This is a genomic window from Mycetocola lacteus, from assembly GCF_003667575.1.
In the GTDB taxonomy this organism is placed as follows: Bacteria; Actinomycetota; Actinomycetes; order Actinomycetales; family Microbacteriaceae; genus Mycetocola; species Mycetocola lacteus.
Genome location: NZ_RCUY01000005.1, coordinates 57855 through 73235 on the forward strand (window position 1 = coordinate 57855; position 15381 = coordinate 73235).

General features: G+C 64.3%; 10 protein-coding genes. 3 read left to right on the forward strand and 7 right to left on the reverse strand.

Going from position 1 to position 15381, the window contains the following annotated elements:
* Positions 1-365 precede the first annotated feature (365 nt).
* The 4 genes from uvrC to uvrB all read right to left on the reverse strand — a co-directional run bounded on the left by uvrC (position 366) and on the right by uvrB (position 8639).
* Positions 366-2321 carry an excinuclease ABC subunit UvrC gene (gene uvrC / locus D9V34_RS05860; protein ID WP_121687942.1) on the reverse strand — a complete coding sequence of 652 codons (1956 nt, stop codon included), beginning with the start codon at positions 2319-2321 and terminating at the stop codon, positions 366-368.
* A complete protein-coding gene (gene uvrA, locus D9V34_RS05865) occupies positions 2322-5420 on the reverse strand; it encodes an excinuclease ABC subunit UvrA (RefSeq protein ID WP_121687943.1) in 3099 nt (1032 codons plus the stop codon).
* A gap of 54 nt (positions 5421-5474) precedes the next feature.
* The gene (locus tag D9V34_RS05870; RefSeq protein ID WP_121687944.1) at positions 5475-6431 is read right to left on the reverse strand and encodes an SGNH/GDSL hydrolase family protein; all 957 of its coding nucleotides are present in this window, start codon (positions 6429-6431) and stop codon (positions 5475-5477) included.
* A 141-nt stretch (positions 6432-6572) separates the two neighbouring features.
* Entirely contained in the window at positions 6573-8639 is a 2067-nt protein-coding gene (gene uvrB, locus D9V34_RS05875; RefSeq protein WP_121687945.1) for an excinuclease ABC subunit UvrB, read from the reverse strand.
* A 101-nt stretch (positions 8640-8740) separates the two neighbouring features.
* On the opposite strand from uvrB, the gene D9V34_RS05880 reads away from it, so the two are divergent.
* From D9V34_RS05880 to D9V34_RS05890, 3 genes are all read left to right on the forward strand, one after another.
* A complete protein-coding gene (locus tag D9V34_RS05880; RefSeq protein ID WP_121687946.1) occupies positions 8741-9682 on the forward strand; it encodes an SDR family NAD(P)-dependent oxidoreductase in 942 nt (313 codons plus the stop codon).
* A gap of 85 nt (positions 9683-9767) precedes the next feature.
* A complete protein-coding gene (locus D9V34_RS05885) occupies positions 9768-10280 on the forward strand; it encodes a GNAT family N-acetyltransferase (RefSeq protein ID WP_121687947.1) in 513 nt (170 codons plus the stop codon).
* Positions 10281-10572: 292 nt separating this feature from the next.
* On the forward strand, positions 10573-11937 hold the full coding sequence (locus D9V34_RS05890) for an MFS transporter (protein ID WP_121687948.1): 1365 nt from the start codon (positions 10573-10575) through the stop codon (positions 11935-11937).
* A 55-nt stretch (positions 11938-11992) separates the two neighbouring features.
* Here the strand turns inward: D9V34_RS05890 and coaE are convergent, their stop codons facing one another.
* From coaE to D9V34_RS05905, 3 genes are all read right to left on the reverse strand, one after another.
* Positions 11993-12604: a dephospho-CoA kinase gene (coaE, locus tag D9V34_RS05895; protein WP_121687949.1), complete on the reverse strand. Its 612-nt coding sequence runs from the start codon at positions 12602-12604 to the stop codon at positions 11993-11995.
* A 191-nt stretch (positions 12605-12795) separates the two neighbouring features.
* Complete coding sequence (gene rpsA, locus D9V34_RS05900) at positions 12796-14250, reverse strand: 30S ribosomal protein S1 (RefSeq protein WP_030143360.1); 1455 nt, start codon at positions 14248-14250, stop codon at positions 12796-12798.
* Between the two features lie 143 nt (positions 14251-14393).
* Entirely contained in the window at positions 14394-15368 is a 975-nt protein-coding gene (locus D9V34_RS05905; RefSeq protein WP_121687950.1) for an epimerase, read from the reverse strand.
* Positions 15369-15381 lie beyond the last annotated feature (13 nt).

Genomic DNA, 15381 nt, shown 5'->3' on the forward strand with positions numbered 1-15381 from the left:
ATCGTCTAGCATATCCGGCGCGGCGCACTTCCGTGGGATCCCACGTGCCCCGTTCGAGGGGCAGGACGCGCCCGAGCGCGGCTACGGCGTGTCGCCCCGGATTTCCGGGGAAGTGTGCGTCGGGCGTGGCGTCGAGCTTATCCCGGACTACGCACGAAGGGAAGGCCTCGCCATCCACGCGGGGTGCATCCGGAAAAACCCCAGGATATCGGATGCAATGCGTCATCCCTGACCGTCGATTGGGGCTCGACAGATCCGGCCGCCGGCATTCGTGAATACACGCGGCGAGGGCCCGCATCACCCCGATACGAGCCCTCGAAAGTGGAAAAACCGTGGGGAAACTCCCAGGGATTTGCCTCCAAAATTTATGCTTCGCGCGGCGCCGCCAGCGTGGAAACGATGGTTTCAGCCAGATTCTCCCCCACACCGGAAACCTCGGCGATCGCCGCGGCATCGGCCTCGCGCAGCCGCGCCACCGATCCGAAGTGCTTGAGCAGCGCCGAGATTCGTGCGGGGCCAAGGCCCGGAATCTCACCCAGGATCGTGGTGATATCACGCTTGCGCCGGGAGCGTTGATGGGTAATTGCGAAGCGGTGAGCCTCGTCTCGCAGGCGCTGAATCAGGAACAGTGCCTCGCTATTGCGGGGCAGAATCACCGGGTAATCGCTATCGGGCAGCCACAGCTCCTCAAGGCGCTTGGCGATCCCGGCGAGCTGGATTCCGGTCTGTCCCGAGTCCTCCAGCGCCCGCTTGGCGGCGGCCACCTGGGGCTGTCCACCGTCCACGATCAGCAGCTGCGGCGGATAGGCAAACTTCTTGGGCTTGGCCACGATCTCCGAGGCCAGTGCCAGCGCCTCCCCCTCGGCGTCGGTGCCCGCGCCGGTGGACTCGTCTGCTCCTGCGGCCAGGGCCGCCTCCAGCACCGGCTCCTCGGGCTCGTTCAGGTACGCCAGGCGGCGCGAGAGCACCTGATAGAGCGAGTCGGTGTCATCGGTGGATTCGGCGACGTTAAAGCGGCGGTACTGGTCCTTACGTGGCAGACCGTCCTCAAACACCACCATCGACGCCACGATGTTGGTGCCCTGCAGGTGCGAGGCGTCATAACATTCGATCCGCAGCGGGGCCTGGTCCATCCCGATGGCCTCCTGGATATCGGCCAGAGCCTGCGAGCGGGCGGCAAAATCGGCCGTCCGTCGGGTCTTGTAGAGCTTGAGTGTGCCGGCCGCATTGATCTGCGCGGTCTGCATCAGCGCGGCCTTCTCCCCGCGCTGCGGGGTCTTGATGCGCACCTTGGCGCCGCGACGCTCGGCCAGCACGGACTCCATCTCACTGACGTCCTCGGGCAGCTCGGGCACGATGATTTCGCGCGGGATATCCGCCCGATCGGCGCTCGCGTAGACGCGCTGCAACAGCCCGTCCACCAGCTCACCGGTTGAGAGCTCCAGCTCCTTGTCCACGGTCCAGCTCATCACACCGCGAATACGACCTCCGCGCACCATGAACTGGTGCACCGCGGCCGAAAGCTCATCGTGGACCACACCGAACACGTCGGCGTCCAGGGAATCCCGCAGCACCATCGCGCTCTTTTCCAGCACGGCCTCCAGGGAGAGCAGGGTGTCGCGGTAGCGCGCGGCATTTTCGAAGTCGAGCTCGGCCGAAGCCTGCTTCATCTTGGCGGTGAACTCGGTCACAAACCGGCGGTCTCCCCCGGCCAGGAACGAGACAAAGTCGTTGACCCGTTCACGGTGCTCGGCGATGGTCACCCGGCCCGAACACGGCCCACCACACTTGCCAATCTGCCCGGCAAAACAGGGCTTCCCGGTCTGCATGGCACGCTTATAGTTTGTGTCGTTGCACGTGCGGATCGGGAAGGCCTTGACCATCAGATCCATCGTCTCGTGCACGGCCCAGATCTTCGGATACGGACCGAAATAACGGGCCCCACGAATCTTATGGTTGCGGGTCACCATGACCCGGGGCGACTCCTCCCCCAGGGTCACGCACAGGTACGGGTAGGTCTTGTCATCGCGGAATTTGACGTTGAAGGGCGGATCAAACTCCTTGATCCACGTGTACTCCAGCTGCAGCGCCTCGATGTCACTGCCCACCACGGTCCAGTCCACCTTGGCGGCGCTGGTGACCATCCGCCGGGTGCGCTCATGCAGGCTGCGCAGCGGCGCGAAATAGTTACTCAGGCGCTGGCGCAGGTTTTTGGCCTTGCCCACATAGAGAACCCGCCCCGACGCGTCGGAGAACCGATACACGCCGGGGCTGGTGGGAATCTCCCCCGCCTTTGGTCGATAGCTGAGGACGTCGCTCATTTAGTTATCGGAACCCGTCTTTCGGGTCTTGGTGGGGGCGACCCGCGTGGTCACAACCTTGGAGGAACGTGAACGCTTGGGCTTGGCCGGGGCGGCGGCATCGGCGGCCGAAGCCCCCGCTGCCTTCTTGGCGGCCGCGGTCTTGGCCGCCGGCTTCCCGGTGGCCTTCTTGACGGCCCCCTTGGCCGGGGCCACCACAATCGGGGTGGGCAGCACCCGCTCATAGCGCTCGGGGTTCAGCTCAAAGATCTCCTTGAGGAACATCCCGGTGAAGCTCTCGGGGTTCTCGGCCACCTGCTCGGGGGTTCCGGTGGCGATGATGGTTCCACCGCCGGCACCACCCTCGGGTCCCATGTCGATGATCCAGTCGGCGGACTTGATCACGTCGAGGTTGTGCTCGATGGTGATCACCGTGTTGCCCTTGTCCACCAGACCGTCCAGCACCAGCAGGAGCTTGCGCACGTCCTCGAAGTGCAGACCCGTGGTCGGCTCATCCAGTACGTAAACCGAACGTCCGTTGGTGCGCTTTTGCAGCTCGGTCGCGAGCTTCACGCGCTGCGCCTCACCGCCGGAGAGCGTGGTCGCGCTCTGTCCCAGTCGGACGTAGCCCAGCCCCACCTCCACGAGGGTCTTCAGGTAGCGGTGGATAGCCGAGATGGGCTCGAAGAAGTCGGCGGCCTCGGCGATGGGCATGTCCAGCACCTCGGAGATGTTTTTGCCCTTGTAGTGCACCGCCAGGGTGTCGCGGTTGTAGCGTGCACCCTGGCACACCTCACAGGCCACATAGACGTCGGGCAGGAAGTTCATCTCGATCTTGATGGTTCCATCACCGGCACACGCCTCGCAGCGTCCACCCTTGACGTTGAACGAGAACCGCCCGGCCAGGTAGCCCCGAACCTTGGCCTCCTGCGTTTCGGCGAAGAGGTTGCGGATCTTGTCAAACACACCGGTGTAGGTGGCCGGGTTCGAACGCGGGGTGCGGCCGATCGGCGCCTGGTCGACGTGGATGACCTTGTCCAGGTGCTCCAGTCCGGTGATCCGGGTGTGCTTACCGGCGACCCGGCGGGCACCGTTGAGCTTATTGGCCAGCACCCGGTACAGGATGTCGTTGACCAGGGTGGACTTGCCCGAGCCGGACACACCGGTCACCGCGACGAAGGCACCCAGCGGGAAGTCCGCGCTGACGTTTTTGAGGTTGTTCTCGGTGGCACCCACCACGTGCAGCATCCGCTGCTTGTCGATCGGTCGGCGCACGCTCGGCGGTGCGATGGCCCGGCGTCCGGAGAGGTAGTCTCCGGTCACCGACTCGGTGTTTGCCAGCAGCTCCTTGTAGCCACCGGAGTGGACCACGCGGCCGCCGTTGACGCCGGCGCCGGGTCCGATGTCGACGATCCAGTCGGCGGTGCGGATGGTGTCCTCATCGTGCTCCACCACGATCAGGGTGTTGCCGAGGTCGCGCAGGGCCACCAGGGTTTCGATCAGGCGGCGGTTATCGCGCTGGTGTAGGCCGATGCTCGGCTCATCCAGCACGTACAGCACGCCGGTCAGGCCCGATCCGATCTGGGTAGCCAGGCGAATACGCTGCGCCTCGCCACCGGAGAGCGAACCGGCCGAGCGGGCCAGGTTGAGATAGTTCAGGCCCACCTGAATCAGGAAGTCAAGACGCACCTTGATCTCACGCAGCACCTGCGCACCGATCTTCGCCTCACGCCCGGTGAGGGTCAGGGTCTCCATAAAGGCACGGGCATCGCTCAGGCTGAGCTCGGCAACATCGGAGATGTTCTCGCCGTTGATCAGCACCGCGAGCACCTCAGGCTTGAGCCGCTTACCCGCACACACCGGGCAGGGCACCTCACGCAGGTACTCGGTCCAGCGCTGACGCTGGGTATCGGTCTCTGCCTGCAGGTACTGACGCTCGATATACGGCATCACACCCTCGAAGCCCGAGGAGTAGGTCATTTCGCGCCCGAAGCGGTTCTTATAGCGCACCTTAACCGAGAAGTTATTGCCACGGAGGACGGCCTCCTGAATCTTCTTGGGCAGCTGATTCCACGGGGTGTTGAGCGAGAAGTCCAGGTCGTCGGCGAGGCCCACCAGCAGCTTTTCGTAGTACTGGTAGAGACCCTTGCCCTGGGTGGACCAGGGGACGATCGCACCCTCGTTGATGCTTGCCTCCGGGTCTCCCACCAGGAGTTCCTCGTCCACACTCATCCGGGTTCCCAGGCCCGAGCACTCGGGGCAGGCACCAAACGGGGCGTTGAAGGAGAAGGTGCGCGGTTCGATCTCGGTGAGCGAGATCGGGTGGTTGTTCGGGCAGGACAGCTTCTCGCTGTAGCTGCGGAGGGCGTCATCCCCCTCGCGGTCCACAAAGCTCACCTGGACGATGCCATCGGTCAGGCGCAGGGCGGTCTCCAGCGAGTCGGTCAGTCGGCCCAGCAGCTCGGGGCCGGCGACCAGACGGTCCACCACCACCGAAATGTCGTGCTTATAGCTCTTCTTCAGGGTGGGCGGGCTGCTCAGCTGGATCTGCTCGCCGTCCACCAGTGCGCGGGAGAATCCGGCGGCCACCAGCTCGGCAAACAGGTCAACAAACTCGCCCTTTTTCTGCACCACCACCGGGCTCATGATGAGGTAGCGGGTACCCGTCTCGAGCTCCATCAGCTGATCGGCAATCTGCTGCACGGTCTGCTTTTGGATCGGCTCATGACACTCGGGACAGTGCGCGATACCGATGCGCGCCCACAGCAAACGCATGTAGTCCCACACCTCGGTGATGGTACCCACGGTCGAGCGGGGGTTGCGGTTGGTCGACTTCTGGTCGATCGACACCGCGGGGCTCAGGCCCTCGATGAAGTCGACGTCGGGGCGATCCACCTGGCCCAGGAACTGGCGGGCATACGCCGAGAGCGACTCGACGTAGCGACGCTGCCCCTCGGCGAAGATGGTATCGAACGCGAGCGAGGACTTTCCCGACCCCGAAAGGCCGGTAAACACCACGAGCGAGTTACGGGGAATTTCCAGGTTGACGTCGCGCAGGTTGTGCACACGGGCACCACGGACACTCAGCGAATTCAGGGAATCAGGCAGTTGGATCGACACCCGATTAGTCTACGCGCGACCACCGACATTGCATTCCGCCAGCGGCGCAATGCGTTATGGGCGTGCCGTCGCGGTGGCCGCGGGAATGCCCTTGGCGCTGGTCCATGCCTTATCCCCCAGCTTGGTAAACCCGGCGATCATCGCATCGGCGACGGCCACATGGCCCGCATCATTGGGATGCTCCCCGTCTTCATAGAGCAGGTCCGGCGCCGAGACCAACGGCTGTCCGATGTCAAGGTAGTGCCCGCCGATCGCCTGGACATCGTGCTGCACGCGTTCACGCATGTGCACCATCGAGTCGGGCTCATCGTTGGTCTGCCAAATCGGGCTGGTGGCCACGATGTCCGCCGATGGATGCGCGGCTCGAAGCAGCGCATAGAACGTGTCGATATGGGCGTCCGAGTCGGTTTCATCCACGTTGACCTCGTTCTTCCCGCCGTTGACCAGAATGCGCTGGGCGGAGGCGGGAATCTCGGCGATCTGTTCCAGATAGGACGGGCAGCGATCCTCCCCACACTCTCCCTGACTGTTATCCCCCTCGATGGACATGCCGTAGCCCACGCCACCCACCGCCAGGTTTTCCAGGCTCCACCCGTAGTGGGCGGCCAGCAGATTCATGTTGTCGTGCTGCGGATCGGTAGCACCACTATCCCGGGAGTAGGAATCGCCCAGGATGTAAACCTTCGTATTAGACCCCGCGGGGGCCACCGACTTCCCCTCAAACGCCCCGGCAACCGACAGTTCAAAATTATGCGCATCGGTGCCCACGGCACCGAGTACGCCGTCATCTCCGGGAATCGCGAGCAGGGCGATCAGCGCCACCGGAATCATCCCCGCCAGGAGCGCAAAGACCGCGCGATTGCGGCGCACGGCCCGACTCGGCTTTGACCGGCGTCGTCCGGGGTGTGCGTCGAGGCTCACGATCAGACCGGGATCACCGTCCCGATCGGCGGGGTGTGAATCTGCGGATGCGCGCCGCGAGGGTTTTGCGGCATCGAAGTCGGACAACATGGGGCCATACTACGCCCACCTCGACCGACACCCGAACGGGTGACACGCAATACTAATTAACCCCACAGCTTCCCGTCATCCGGGGAAACACGAGGCCCCGCGTTGTGATTAAACGCGGGGCCTCGTGGGCGGCACTCACACCTAGATGTGCCCGGCCTTTTCCATCTGCCGGAGCTCCTTTTTGAGGTCCTGAACCTCATCACGCAGACGACCGGCGAGCTCAAACTTGAGTTCGGAGGCGGCGGCGAGCATCTGCTCGGTAAGGTCGGCGATGAGCGTTTCCAGCTCGGCCGCACCCTCGGCGGCGATGCCCTCCCGACGGAGGCGCGGGGTTGGCGACTTCTTTTTATCCCCCTGCTTACCCGCGAGCAGCTCGGCCGTATCGGCACCCTCACGCAGCAGCTGATCGGTGATGTCGGCAATCTTCTTGCGCAGCGGCTGCGGATCAATGCCGTGTTCGAGGTTGTACGCGACCTGCTTCTCACGGCGGCGATCGGTCTCATCGATGGCCAGGCGCATCGAGGGCGTGATCTTATCGGCGTACATGTGCACCTGACCGGAGACGTTACGCGCCGCACGACCGATGGTCTGAATCAGCGAGGTCGCCGAGCGCAGGAAGCCCTCCTTATCCGCATCGAGGATCGCGACCAGCGACACCTCGGGGAGGTCGAGTCCCTCACGCAGCAGGTTAATACCCACCAGGACGTCATACACACCCTGGCGCAGCTCGGTCAGCAGCTCAACCCGGCGCAGTGTGTCCACATCCGAGTGCAGGTAGCGCACCCGCACCCCGGCCTCGGTGAGGAAGTCGGTGAGCTCCTCGGCCATCTTCTTGGTCAGGGTGGTCACCAGCACGCGCTCATCACGCTCGGCGCGGGCGGTGATCTCCTCAAGCAGGTCGTCGATCTGACCCTCGCTGGGCTTGATCACGATTTCGGGGTCGACCAGGCCGGTCGGACGGATGATCTGCTCCACCACGCCGTCGGCGATCCCCATCTCGTACTTGCCCGGGGTGGCGGAGAGGTAGACGGTCTGGCCCACCCGGTTCTTGAACTCGGAGAAGGTCAGCGGCCGGTTATCCATCGCGCTGGGCAGCCGGAAGCCGTGATCCACCAGGGTGCGCTTACGCGAGGCGTCGCCCTCGAACATCGCACCGATCTGCGGGACGGTCACGTGGGACTCATCGATCACGGTGAGGAAGTCGTCGGGGAAATAGTCGAGCAGACAGTTGGGGGCCTCCCCCGCCTGACGCTGGTCGATGTGGCGGGAGTAGTTCTCGATGCCCGAGCAGAACCCGATCTGCTGCATCATCTCCAGGTCAAAGGTGGTGCGCATGCGCAGGCGCTGCGCCTCGAGCAGCTTGCCCTGGCCCTCGAGCTCGGCCAGCCGGATCTCCAGCTCCTCCTCGATGGTTTTCATCGCGCGCTGCATCGTCTCGGGGCTGGCCGCATAGTGGGTAGCCGGGAAGATCGAGACGGCATCCAGCTGCTTGACAATCTCGCCGGTCAGCGGGTGTAGCGAGTAGATCGCCTCGATCTCGTCGCCAAACAGCTCGATTCGCACCGCGAGCTCCTCATACACCGGGATAATCTCGATGGTGTCGCCGCGCACACGGAAGTTTCCGCGCGAGAAGTCGATGTCGTTGCGGTTGTACTGCATGCCCACAAAGCGACGGATGAGGCGATCACGCCCCACGTTTTCGCCCACCTGCAGGGCCACCATCGCGTCTAAATACTCCTCGGCCGCACCCAGGCCGTAGATGCAGGATACGGTGGAGACCACCACGACGTCGCGCCGACTGAGCAGCGAGTTGGTGGTGGAGTGGCGCAGGCGCTCAACCTCGGCGTTGACCGAGGAGTCCTTCTCGATGAAGGTATCGGTCTGCGGAACGTAGGCCTCAGGCTGGTAGTAGTCGTAGTAGGACACGAAGTACTCCACCGCGTTGTTGGGGAGCAGGTCGCGGAACTCATTGGCCAGCTGCGCGGCCAGGGTCTTATTGTGTGCCATCACCAGGGTGGGACGCTGAACCTGTTCGATCAGCCACGCGGTGGTGGCCGATTTACCGGTACCGGTGGCTCCCAGCAGCACCACGTCGGCCTCACCGGCGTTAATGCGCGCGGCCAGGTCGGCGATCGCGGTGGGCTGATCACCACTCGGGGTGTACTGGCTGATGACCTCAAACGGGCGAACGGAGCGGGTGGGTTCCATGTCTCCAGTCTAGGCACCACCACCGACACCGCACGGCTCGTTCGCCCGAGGCTGATCCTCAACGCTCGCATGCCACCCACGATGTCCGCTAACGTGAGCCCATGAGCACCTGGAACCCCACCAACCTCCCTCGCCAGAACGCCAGGACGTTTGTGGTGACCGGCGGCGGGGCCGGTATCGGCTATTTCATCGCCGAACAGCTCGCCTCCACGGGTGCTGAGGTGATCATTGCGGCCCGCAGCGAGGAGCGGGCGAGCCGGGCACTGGAAACCCTGTCCGCGCGGGATCCGCACGCAAAACTGGGGTTCATTCGCCTGGATCTGGCCGATCCCGGATCAATCGAATCCGCCGCGGCCGAGATCGCGGCGCTCACCCGGGTAGACGGCCTGATCCTCAACGCCGGACTCAAGCCACAGACCGAACACCTCACATCCGTGGCCGGAGACGAACTGGTGTTTGGCACCAACCAGCTGGGCAACTTCGCGCTGATCGCGCGCACCCTGCCGGTGCTGGAACGCACACCAGGATCACGTCTGGTGACGATGGGGAGTCTCGGCTACACGCTGGCCAAACTCGATCCGGCAGACGTGGGCCATGCAGGTCAGCCCTACCGCTCGCTCCCCTTCTATACGGCCTCCAAGTACGCGCAGATGCTCACGGCCTTCGAATTGGACCGCCGTCTGCGCGCGGCCGGGTCATCAACAGTCTCGGTGATTGCCCACCCCGGCGTGGCCATGGACCAGCTGGCCCCGGATCGCCGCCCGGCACTCCCCTATGTACCCTGGCCGGCGCCACGCGCGATACCCGCGCGCCTATTCTCCCAGGGCAAGGATGCCGGTGCCTGGCCGGCGGTGCGCGCGGCGCTGGACCCGCGGGTAAACGGCGGCGAGATGTGGGGTCCACGGTTCCTCTCCAGTCGCGGGGCACCGGTCCGCGAACGCCTGCCGAGAAAACTGCGCACCCGCGATCTGGCTCGCGAGATCTGGGATCTCAGCGTTTCCCGGACGGGCCTCGAACCGCTCACGCACGGGTCGTCGCGATAATCACGACGCGTCACAACCACGCCGGCTGAGGGCCGCGGCACGGCTACACCCGCCGCCGCCGCATCCCCGCCGATAGAATAGGCGAATGACCGCAGTGACTCGCCCCCTGGATCCCAACAACCCGAGCGAGCTTACCGCCCTCCTCACCCTCAATAATGTGGCGGTTCCCGCGGTGAATCACCTGGACACACACGAACTGCGCACCCTGGTCGAGACCGCACACCTTGCGGTGGCCGTGGTGGATCCCGCCGACCCGGACACCATACTGGGTGCCGTCATCACCTTTGCACCGGGTGCCGACTATGCCAGCGAGAACTATGCCTGGTTCTCGGCGCGCAGCCTCGACTTCCTCTACGTGGACCGGATCGTCGTGGCCGAGCGGGCCCGCAGTCGCGGTCTCGGCCCGATCCTCTACGCGGCGGTCTTTGACGCGGCCCGCGCGGCCGGGCTGGGAACGGTGACCTGCGAGGTCAACACGGATCCGCCGAACCCGGGGTCCCTTGCCTTCCACACACGCCTCGGCTTCGAGCAGGTGGGGACGCTCTCAACCAAGGGTGGTTCGGTAAGCGTCGCGCTCCTGGAGGCTCCGGTTCGCTAGCGCACGCAGACGCCAGTGAGCGCTGACTGTTCCGTCAATGCAGCGGGAATTGGATCCAGGCTGTCCACATTGTCCGCCGCGCCCGGACACCGTTGCGTTTCACGAAGCGCATACAGTTCCGCGTGATACCGGGCTTCTCACGCCCCTCAACGGTCTGGTCAGACAGACAAACGTACCGCGTGCGACCGGGATCCCCGGGCATGCAGCGATCCTGCCTAGAGTTGGCGACGGCAACGCCGCCCCGTTCCAATCCCGAGTGTGATGGCGTGCCATCGAACAAAGGACACGATCTATGCCGCTCAAGACGCGCGCCAAGGGACTGCTTGCGGCCCCGCCACCCGCTCCCCGCCTCTCGGCGGAGGTGATCGCCAAACGATATCCGCGACTGCGCCTGCAGGTGTTTATCGGAATCTTCATCGGGTATGCCGGGTTCTATCTGATCCGCAACAATCTGCCCCTGGTTGCGGCGATCCTTGAGGACAACGGCCAGATCAACAAGGCTGGCATCGGGCTGGTTGCCAACGCCACCCTGATCTCCTACGGGTTCTCCAAGTTCTTCTCGGCAATCATCTCCGACCGCTCAAACGCACGGTATTTCCTTCCGCTTGGCCTGGCGCTCTCGGCGGTTGCCAACCTCGCGGTGGCCTTTATCCCGGCGGTCACCGCGTCGCTGGCGATCTTCGCGACGGTCATGTTCATCAACGGGTGGTTCCAGGGCATGGGCTGGCCTCCCAGCGGACGCGTGCTGGTGCACTGGTTCTCCACCAGTGAGCGCGGCATCAAGACCTCGATCTGGAACGTCGCCCACAATGTGGGTGGCGTGGGCGCGGGTGCGCTGGTTGCCCTCGGTCTGCAACTCACCGCCAATGACTGGACCACCGCGTTCTGGCTCCCCGCGGTGGTAGCGCTGGTGGTGGCCCTGGCGGCATTCCTGCTGATCCGGGATACCCCCGAGTCTCAGGGTCTACCGCCGATCGAGGAGTACCGCAACGACCCAGCCAAGGTCGCGGCGGATGAGACCGAGGATTCCACCCGCAGCGCCTGGAGCCTGATCAAGGAGCACGTGCTGATGAATCGCACGATGGTTCTGCTTGCCCTGGCGAATGTTTGTGTGTACGCCCTGCGCTACGGCATCCTGGTGTGGGCACCGATCTATCTGACCCAGGTGCGTGGTGCCAGCGTGACCGGGGGTATTGCCGGGTTCTCGCTGTTTGAACTCGCCGGCATCGGCGGCACGATCCTCTGTGGCATCCTCTCGGACAAGGTGTTCCGTGGCAACCGGTCGATGACCGGGATCGCGTTCATGGTCGCGGTGGCCGGAATGACCGCTATCTACTGGCTGCTGCCCGAGGGCGTCCCGATCTGGATGCCGCTGGTCGCGGTGACCCTGATCGGTGGCCTGATTTATGGTCCGGTCATGCTCATCGGGCTGCAGGCTCTGGACCTCTCCCCGCGTCACGTCGCCGGAACCGCCGCCGGATTCACCGGGCTGTTTGGCTACGTTATCGGCGCCACCATGGCGTCCAGCGGGGTGGGGTTCCTGGTGGAAAACTTCGGCTGGAACATCACGTTCATCGCCCTGATCGCGATAGCGCTGCTCACCGTGGTGTTCCTAGCGCTGATCAACAAGGATGAAAAGGCGGCGCTGGCTCGCTAGCTCGCGTTGTGGCAGAGGCCGTCCGGATGATCCGGGCGGCCTCTTTTGTGTTTTCTTAGCGCCGCGGCGACAGCCCCGGCACCCCGTCGGCGAACGCATCGACCGCGTCGAGGGTTTCGCCCAGGGTCCCACCGGTGTTGATGATGTGGGTCGCCACCGCGCGGCGTTCGGCGTCGGTGGCCTGCGCACCAATTCGGCGCTCGGCCTCGGCGCGCTCCATCTGGCGCAGGCGCACCATCCGCTCGATCCGCACGTCGGCGGGTGCCTCGGCCACCACGACCGCGTCGAACGGATAGGGAAGCTTGGCCTCCACCAGGAGAGGCACGTCATACACCACCACCGCGTTGGGGTTTTCGGCCTCGGCCGCGGCAAACAGTGCGCGGGTACGCTCCTGTACGGCGGGATGAACGATGCCGTTGAGATCGGTCAGGGCCTCGGGGTCGCTGAACACGATAGAACCCAGGGCCGGACGGTTGAGTGAACCGTCTGCGGCGATCACACCCTCACCAAAGCGAGCACGGATCTTTTCCAGTGCGGGTTCCCCCGGCTCGACCACCTCGCGGGCGAGGCGGTCGGCATCCAGGTGCACGGCACCGCGTTTCTTGAGACGTTTGGCAATGGTGGATTTGCCCGAGGCGATGCCCCCGGTCAGGCCGATCAGATACACGCTGTGCCCTTTCGCGGTTGATTCTCCTCCACCCTACTCCCCGAACACGGCCGGGCGAACCGAACGCCGCTCAACAACTCGGAGAACAACAAACGGGCCGCCCTCCCGAAGGAGAACGGCCCGTTTGTTTACCGAAGCGAAACGCTCAGCGAACCACTAAAGGCTAGTTGTTGCCAATTAGTTGTTGCCAATTAGTTGTTGCTGGAGAGCTTCTCGCGCAGTGCGGCCAGCGACTCGTCGTCGGCAAGGGTGCCGGCGCCGGTCGACTCGCTCGAGAAGGACGAACCAGCGGCCGGAGCCTCGGGTGCGTTTGCCTCTTCGATAGCGGCCTGTGCGACCTGCTTCTTGTGAGCTTCCCAACGTGCCTGAGCGGCAGCGTAGTCCTGCTCCCACTTCTCGCGCTGAGCTTCGAAGCCCTCGCGCCATTCGTTGGTCTCGGAGTCGAAGCCCTCGGGGTACTTGTAGTTACCCTGCTCGTCGTACTCGGTCAGCATGCCGTAGAGTGCCGGGTCGAACTCGGTACCCTCGGGGTCGACACCCTCGTTGGCCTGCTTGAGGCTCAGCGAGATGCGGCGACGCTCCAGGTCGATGTCGATGACCTTGACGAAGACCTCTTCGCCAACCGAGACAACCTGCTCGGCGAGCTCAACGTGCTTACCCGACAGCTCGGAGATGTGCACGAGGCCCTCGATACCGTCGGCGACGCGAACGAACGCACCGAAGGGAACGAGCTTGGTGACCTTACCCGGTGCAACCTGGCCGATGGCGTGGGTGCGGGCGAAGACCTGCCACGGGTCCTCCTGGGTGGCCTTGAGCGAGAGCGACACGCGCTCACGGTCCAGGTCAACCTCGAGGATCTCAACGGTAACTTCCTGGCCAACCTCGACTACCTCGGAGGCGTGCTCAATGTGCTTCCAGCTCAGCTCGGAAACGTGCACCAGACCGTCGACGCCACCCAGGTCCACGAAGGCACCGAAGTTGACGATCGAGGAGACAACACCCTTGCGGACCTGTCCCTTCTGGAGGTTGTTGAGGAAGGTGGTGCGCGACTCGGACTGAGTCTGCTCCAGCAGGGCGCGACGCGAAAGCACAACGTTGTTGCGGTTCTTGTCGAGCTCGAGGATCTTGGCCTCGATCTCCTGGCCCAGGTACGGGGTCAGGTCGCGGACGCGACGCAGCTCGATCAGCGATGCGGGCAGGAAGCCGCGCAGGCCGATGTCTACGATCAGACCACCCTTGACAACCTCGATGACCGAACCGGTCACGACGCCATCGGTGTCCTTGATCTTCTCCACATCGCCCCATGCGCGCTCGTACTGTGCGCGCTTCTTCGACAGGATCAGACGACCTTCCTTGTCCTCCTTCTGGAGAACGAGGGCCTCGACCGAGTCGCCGACATTGACGACCTCGCTCGGGTCTACGTCGTGCTTGATGGAAAGTTCACGCGAGGGGATAACACCCTCGGTCTTGTAACCGACGTCGAGGAGGACCTCGTCGCGGTCGATCTTCACAACGGTACCCTCGATGAGGTCACCATCGTTGAAGAACTTCAGAGTCTTCTCGACCGCAGCCAGGAAGTCCTCGGCAGTGCCGATGTCGTTGATCGCGACCTGCTTGAGGTTCTTGGCGGTCGTTTCGCTTGTCATGTAGTGGTTGCTCCAGAATGGACAGGGTTTCGGGCCGTGGTGTCCGGGTCACCTGGTTGGTAACACGGGTTGATCATCACGGCAGAACGGATAGATTTGTCACGAGCGTGACGCTCTATCTTATCCCGGCGACTCGCCCGACTTCAAGCCGGGATCGCGCGGTATGTCGCGATCTGGGTCAGCGCCGGCGCCAGGGTCGGGTATCCGAACGTGAATCCCGCATTTTCCAGTGTTTCCGGGATCACCCAGCGGCTCTTGAGGATCATCTCCGATTCGGTGCGCAGGACGGCCATGGCCGGTTCGATCATCCAGCGGAACGCGGGCATCCCAAACGGTGCCCCCACGCTTCGGCGCAGCTCGCGCATGAACTCGGCGTTGGTCACGGTCCCCGGCGAGGACACGTTGATCGCCCCGTCCAGGTCCGCATGGTCTCGAATGAACTCGATCGCCGAGATCACATCGTCGATGTGCACCCAGCTCATCTTCTGCGTGCCACCTCCCCCGCCGAAGCGGTGGTAGGTGCCGGCGGCCAGGCGGGCGCGGCTCGCGGGCCAGCGCCCATCCAGCTGCGGACCGCCGATACCCAGCCGGGCCAGGCGGGTCAGCGGCACCAGCGCGCTGCCGTCCCCGAGGACGATCGCCATCCGCAGCGCCACGCGGCGCACTCCGGGCAGGTCGCCGGCGAAAAACTCGGTTTCCCAGGCGGTCGCGATCGACACCGAGAAACCCGAGCCAATCTCTCCGGTGGACTCGGTCATCGGGCGGTCCCGGGCGTCGCGGTAGATCGTCGCGGTGGAGGCGTTCATCCAGATCGGCGGCGGATTCTTCAGGCCCGCCATAATCTCACGCAGCTCACGGGTGGTCTCAACTCGGGAACGCAGAATCTCTCGGCGATTCGCCTCGTGATAGCGGCAGTTCACGCTCTTCCCCGCCATATTGATCAGCAGGTCCGCGCCCTCAAGCAGCGCGGCAATTTTCTCCCGCTCCCCCCAGCGGGCATCGGGACCCGAGCGGCCAATCCGGCTCACCCGGGCCCCGAGCCCCCGGTAATAGGAGTCGAGGTGCGCACCGATAAAGCCCGATACCCCCGCCAGTACTACGTGCTTTGGTGCACTCACCCCAGACCCCCGG